This is a genomic window from Phyllobacterium calauticae (assembly GCF_019991125.1).
In the GTDB taxonomy this organism is placed as follows: domain Bacteria; phylum Pseudomonadota; class Alphaproteobacteria; order Rhizobiales; family Rhizobiaceae; genus Phyllobacterium; species Phyllobacterium calauticae.
In genome coordinates, this window is the sequence record NZ_JAGENB010000026.1 from 1 (window position 1) to 1,308 (window position 1,308).

The following is a 1,308-nucleotide window of genomic DNA, read 5'->3' on the forward strand; positions in this document are numbered from 1 at the left end:
CGATCGGCGCTGGACGGTTTTGGCCATGAAGGTTTCGAGGGCGTCGGCCTGGGCGTCGGTCACATGCAGGCCGACCTTGGTGCGCCGCCACAGGACATCCTGCGCGGTCATCGCCCATTCCTGCGCGATGAGGTAGCGCACCTCCGCCGCGTAGAGATCCCAGCCGAAATGCTCACCGAGATCGGCGGGGGATGCCGCCGTGCCCAACAGCACCCGGGCCCGCGTGCCGTAGAGCCGCAGCAGCCGGTAGGCATGGCGCGGCTCGAGGAAGGGGTAATCGGCTTGCAGCCGCTGCAGCTGCGCCGCAAAACCGTCCGCCGGGAAATCGCCGCCCGGCAGCGTGCCGGTCGCCGTCCACGGCTTGCCCTTGGCCCCGAGCTTCTCCTCGATCTTCTCCAGCATGTGCTCCGCCAGCCGCCGGTAGGTGGTGATCTTGCCGCCGAATATGTTCATCAGCGGCGCCAGCCCCGCCGGCGCATCGCTTTTCAGCACATAGTCGCGCGTCGCCTCCTGCGCCTTCGAGGCCCCGTCATCATAGAGCGGGCGCACCCCCGAATAGCTCCACACCACATCGGCGCGCTGCACCGGCGCGGCAAAATACTCGCTGGCCGCCGCGCAGAGATAATCGGTCTCCGCAGCGGTGATCGTCACCTCGGCCGGATTGCCGTGATAATCCTGGTCCGTCGTGCCGATCAGCGTGAACTCCTGCTCATAGGGAATGGCGAAGATGATGCGCCCGTCGGTGTTCTGGAAGAAATAGGCGCGCGGATCGTCGAACTTTTTGCGCACCACGATGTGGCTGCCCTGCACCAGGCGCACATTGTGCGCCGCCTTGAGCCCGGCCACGCCGGTCAGGACCTCGTCCACCCAGGGACCGGCCGCATTGACCACGAGCCGCGCCCGCACCGTCTCCACCGTGCCCGACAGGGCGTCCTGCACGTCCAGCGTCCAGCCATCGGCAGCGCGCCGCGCCGCCGTCACCTTGCTGCGGGTGCGGATCACCGCGCCGCGGTCGGCCGCATCGCGCGCATTGAGCGCCACCAGCCGCGCATCATTGACCCAGCAGTCGGAATATTCGAACGCCCGCGTATAGAGCGACTTCAGCGGCCTGGCCGCCGCATCGCGCGTCATGTCGAGCGTGCGCGTCGCGGGCAGCTTCCTGCGCCCGCCAATGTGATCGTAGAGGAACAGCCCCAGCCGCAGCAGCCAGGCCGGGCGCAGCCCCGCATGGTGCGGCAGCACGAAGCGCAGCGGCCAGATGATGTGCGGCGCCGCCGCCCACAGCACCTCGCGCTCCATCAGCGCCTC

The 1,308-nt window shown here is 68.5% G+C and carries 1 protein-coding gene; it reads right to left on the reverse strand.

Annotation, left to right across the window (positions count from 1 at the left end; genetic code table 11):
- On the reverse strand, positions 1-1,308 hold a 1,308-nt coding region (gene glpD / locus J1W56_RS25760), incomplete at both ends, for a glycerol-3-phosphate dehydrogenase (RefSeq protein WP_223616136.1).